Here is a 4,617-nt window from a genome sequence, read left to right on the forward strand (position 1 = left end):
GGTGGCCGTGGTGGCGGGATCCGCCGCGGCTGCCTGGGTGAGGCCGGCAGTCGCCCAGGTGCCGATGATGAGCAGTGCGGACAGACCGGTCCGCACCATCGTCTTTGGTCTCAAGGGAGTTGCCCTTCTGTTTGTTCCAGCGTCGTGGGGGTGGAACAGGAAGCACCCGAGAGAGCCAAGCCTGAGAGCGCTCTCAGAGTGCCGTGACCGGACTGTAGCCCAGTTCGGTTGAACAGGTCCATGCCAATGCTCGCCACAATCGGGGCGCCTCCCGGCCCTGATGGGTCGTCAGCGTGCGCGAGACCACGTCGAACACGCCACCGAGACGTGCGGAGGGAGCCGGTCAGGGCCGGATCGCGGCAGAGCCGGCTCTGTCTCTGGAATTGCATACAGGACCCGCGAACAGGGCGCACGTACCGGACGTCCGATCCGGCGGCGGCTCGGACCCCGGCCGGACGGAGAGGACAAGCGATGACCGACACCGACCCGGGGGCCGAGGGCACGACCTGGACCGGCGTGAGCGCCGACGAGTGGGCGGACGACGTCTACCAGCCGCAGCAGCCGGACCAGGCCGCCGATGTCGACGAGCAGCCCGACGCGGAGGACACGCTGGACGACTCGGGGATCGACGACCTCCTCGACCGGGGCTACTCACCCGTCGAGCGGCCGCTGGCGGTCGACGACCGGGGCACGACGGCGTCGGAGCAGCAGGCCGGGGAGACCCTGGACGAGCGGCTGACCAGAGAGGTGCCCGACACCCCCGAGGCGGCGGCCGACGGCCCGGGTGACCTGGCGGACGGCGACGGCGAGCTCTACGACGAGGAGGTCGGCACCGCTCGGGCGGGGCGCCTCACCCAGGGGGGCGACGGGCACGTGCCGGCCGCGCTCACCGCCCAGGACGTCGGCATCGACGGTGCCGCGGCGTCCGCCGAGGAGGCCGCGATGCACATGGTCCCGGAGGCCGAGGACCTGCCGCGCGAGGAACGCGCGTCGTGGATGTCCTGACAGGCGTCCCGCCACCGGGCACCACACCCCGCGGTACCTGGCGTGGAGCAAGGTGCAGGGGAACAGGTGTAGGACCGACAGAGCGTGGCAGCCGTCCGAAGGGCACCACGCACCACATCCCCGACACGTCCGCATCCCCCGACCGGACCTCAGGAGCGCACACATGAGCGGAACCGCCCAGATCGGCGTCACAGGACTCGCGGTGATGGGCCGCAACCTGGCCCGCAACTTCGCCCGGAACGGCTTCACCGTGGCCGTGCACAACCGCACCACCGCCAAGACCGACGCCCTGGTCGAGGAGTTCGGCGACGAGGGGACCTTCGTGGCCGCCCACACCCCCGAGGAGTTCGTCGCCGCCCTGGAGCGCCCCCGGCGTCTCGTGGTCATGGTGAAGGCCGGGGACCCGACCGACGCCGTCATCAGGGAGTTCGCCCCGCTGCTGGAGGAGGGCGACGTCATCATCGACGGCGGCAACGCCCACTTCGAGGACACCCGCCGCCGTGAGAGGGAGCTGCGCGAGCACGGCATCCACTTCGTGGGCGTGGGCATCTCGGGCGGCGAGGAGGGCGCCCTCAACGGTCCCAGCATCATGCCGGGCGGTTCGAAGGAGTCGTACGAGTCCCTCGGCCCGATGCTGGAGAAGATCGCCGCGAAGGCGAAGGACGGCACCCCGTGCACGACGCACATCGGCCCGGACGCGGCCGGCCACTTCGTGAAGATGGTGCACAACGGCATCGAGTACGCGGACATGCAGCTCATCGCGGAGGCGTACGACCTGCTGCGGAGGGTCGCCGGCTACTCCCCCGCGAAGATCGCCGAGACCTTCCGCGGCTGGAACACCGGGCGCCTGGACTCCTACCTCATCGAGATCACGGCCGAGGTGCTCGCCCACACGGACGCCGCGACCGGCAAGCCCTTCGTCGACGTGGTGCAGGACCGGGCCGAGCAGAAGGGCACGGGCCGCTGGACGGTGCAGATCGCGCTCGACCTGGGGGTCCCGGTGTCGGGGATCGCGGAGGCCGTCTTCGCCCGCTCGCTGTCCGGCCACGCGGACCTGCGTGAGGCCGCCCGCGCGCTTCCGGGCCCCTCGGCCGCCCCACTGGGCGAGACCGAGGCCGCCACCTTCGCCGAGCAGGTCGAGCAGGCCCTGTACGCGTCCAAGATCGTGTCGTACACGCAGGGCTTCCACCAGATCAGGGCCGGCAGCGAGGCGTACGGCTGGGACATCGACCTGGGCGCGGTCGCCTCGATCTGGCGGGCCGGCTGCATCATCCGGGCGGCGTTCCTGGACCGGATCAGGGCGGCGTACGACAACGGGCCGGACCTGGTGAGCCTGCTCTCCGACAAGGAGTTCGCCCAGGAGATCGGTGTGGCCCAGGACGACTGGCGCGCCGTGATCGCACAGGCGGTACGGCAGGGCGTGCCCACCCCGGGGTTCGCGGCGGCGCTCTCGTACTACGACGCGCTGCGCGCCGACCGCCTGCCCGCGGCGCTCACCCAGGGGCAGCGGGACTACTTCGGGGCGCACACCTACCGCCGCACGGACCGGGAGGGGGCGTTCCACACGCTGTGGGGCGGCGACCGCTCGGAGACCACGGCGGACTGAGAGCACACAGGCCCCTCGTCGGCCCGGCGGGCGTCGCGACGCCCGTATGCTCGGCGCCGTGACCGACAGCCCTCACGGTGAGCCCGGGCAGGGGCCCGCGTCCGGGGCCACGCTGCGCCGGATCCTCGCGTTCGACGACGGGGGCGCCCTCCGTCTGCTGCTGGCACCCGAGGGAGCGGATCCGGCCGTCCGCGAGGTGGTCTTCGCCGACTCGGACGGCGAGGGGACCGGGCGCCAGGCCGAGGGCCGGGTGGTGCTGGCGGTCGGCGCACCGGCGGCGTCGCCGGAGGCGGCCACGGCCGTGCACGACGCGGCCCGGCGCGGTGCCTGTGCCGTGGTACTGCGCGACACCGAAGGGGCGGAGACCGCGCCGGAGGTACTGGCGGCGGCCCGCGAGTCGGGGCTGGCGTTGCTGGCGCGTGCGGCATGGACCGACTGGGCCGACACGGCCTCCCTGCTGCGTTCCGCGCTTCTCCTCTCCAGTACCGGGAAGGGCGACGAGCCGCAGGAACCCCCGCACGGCGACGGCCTGGACGCGCTCGCCTCCGCCATCGCCCTGTCCACGGGGGGCTCGATCACCATCGAGGACACCGCGTTCCGGGTGCTGGCCCACTCGGCGACGCTGCCCGGGGCCGACGGCGTGCGCAGGTCCACGATCCTGGGAGGCCGGGTCCCCGAGTCGCGGATCGCCGAGCTGCGCCGCAGCGGGCTCCTGCGGGCGCTGTGGACCTCGCGCGAGGTGATCCGGCGTCCCGCGGGCGGCGACAGCCCCGAGCGCCTGGTCATCGCCGTCCGCAACGGCTCCGAGGTGCTGGGCTCCATCTGGGCCGCGGCCGACGGCCGCAGTCTCTCGCCGCGGGCGGACGAGGCCCTGCGCCGTGCAGCCGACGCCGCCGCCCCGCACCTGATCCGGCACCGGCTGCGCGAGAGCGGAGCGGTACGCCGCCGGGACGACGCCCTGCGGGGACTGCTGTACGCGCAGGGCGACGCCCGCACCCACGCCTGGTCCCTGGGCGTGGCCCCCGACGCCCCGTGTGCCGTCGTGATCGCGGAACAGTGCGGCGGATCGCCCTCGTCATCGGCATCGGTGCGGCGAACGCTGGACGTACTGGCCTTGCAGGCCGCCTCCTACCGTGCCGGGGCGCTGGTCCTGCGGGAGACCGGACGGCTGCTCGTCCTGCTGCCCGTGGCCGGGCACCAGGGCCGGGGCGTACCGGGCCGGGAGGCGCCGGACGGTGGGACGCCGGTCCGTGCGGCGGGTGGCCGCGACGCGCCGGGCCTGGCCCGGGAACTGGCCTCGCTCGCCCCGTCGCTGCCCGGTGGCGTGGCCGTGCGTGCCGGTGCGGGACGCGTGGTCCCTTCGGCGCTCCAGGCCGCCACGTCGTGCGAGGAGGCGGCGCTCGTCGTCCGGGTGCTCGGTGAGCGTGAGCGCCGCGCCCTGGACCGGGACCCGGTACGGCACGCCGGTCCCGCCGACGTCGGTCCGGGCCCGGACGTGCTGCGGGTCCTGGACGCCGTCCGGCCCCTGTGGGAGTCCGGTTCGGGGCCGGTGCACGACCTCGTACGGACCGACCTCGCGGCAGGCGGCCGGCTGGTCGCGACCCTGCGGGCCTACCTCGACGCCTCGGGGGACGTCGTGCGGGCGGCCGAACGCCTCGTCCTGCATCCGAACACGCTGCGCTACCGGCTGCGCCGGGCCCGTGAACGGTACGGCGTCGACCTCGACGACCCGGACACCCGGCTGCTGCTCACACTGGCCGTGCGCCTGACGGGTGATGTCTGAGGTCCGCCGTCGACACCCACGGGCGGTTCGGCCGCGCGGCCGAGGATTGCCGTCAGTCTTGTCGTTCGCGACAAAGACCTGGGGGGCTGCCATCACCGACGCTCGCCGTATGACACCGACGACTTCCCCCGTGACCACGGGCCCTCCCCCGGCTTCGCGCTCCGCCGGGTTCGCCGGGGCCCTCCGTCAGGCCGTGGCGGACGGGCTGCTCGGCGAGGAGCAG

At 73.9% G+C, this 4,617-nt stretch carries 3 protein-coding genes; all 3 read left to right on the plus strand.

Annotated features, from left to right (window positions below):
* The first annotated feature begins 471 nt into the window (after window positions 1–471).
* The 3 genes from IH13_RS0134050 to IH13_RS0134060 all read left to right on the plus strand — a co-directional run bounded on the left by IH13_RS0134050 (window position 472) and on the right by IH13_RS0134060 (window position 4,394).
* Complete coding sequence (locus IH13_RS0134050; protein WP_031090669.1) at window positions 472–1,005, plus strand: DUF5709 domain-containing protein; 534 nt, start codon at window positions 472–474, stop codon at window positions 1,003–1,005.
* A 163-nt stretch (window positions 1,006–1,168) separates the two neighbouring features.
* Window positions 1,169–2,611: an NADP-dependent phosphogluconate dehydrogenase gene (gene gndA, locus IH13_RS0134055; protein WP_031090672.1), complete on the plus strand. Its 1,443-nt coding sequence runs from the start codon at window positions 1,169–1,171 to the stop codon at window positions 2,609–2,611.
* A gap of 58 nt (window positions 2,612–2,669) precedes the next feature.
* A complete protein-coding gene (locus IH13_RS0134060) occupies window positions 2,670–4,394 on the plus strand; it encodes a PucR family transcriptional regulator (protein ID WP_234433487.1) in 1,725 nt (574 codons plus the stop codon).
* The last annotated feature ends 223 nt before the right edge of the window (window positions 4,395–4,617 follow it).

The organism is Streptomyces sp. NRRL WC-3549 (assembly GCF_000721935.1).
In the GTDB taxonomy this organism is placed as follows: domain Bacteria; phylum Actinomycetota; class Actinomycetes; order Streptomycetales; family Streptomycetaceae; genus Streptomyces.

Bases quoted from the DNA above. Each gene is read 5' to 3' on its own strand.
- IH13_RS0134050 (WP_031090669.1), top strand. From the start codon at position 472: ATGACCGACACCGACCCGGGGGCCGAGGGCACGACCTGGACCGGCGTG.
- gndA (WP_031090672.1), top strand. From the start codon at position 1,169: ATGAGCGGAACCGCCCAGATCGGCGTCACAGGACTCGCGGTGATGGGC.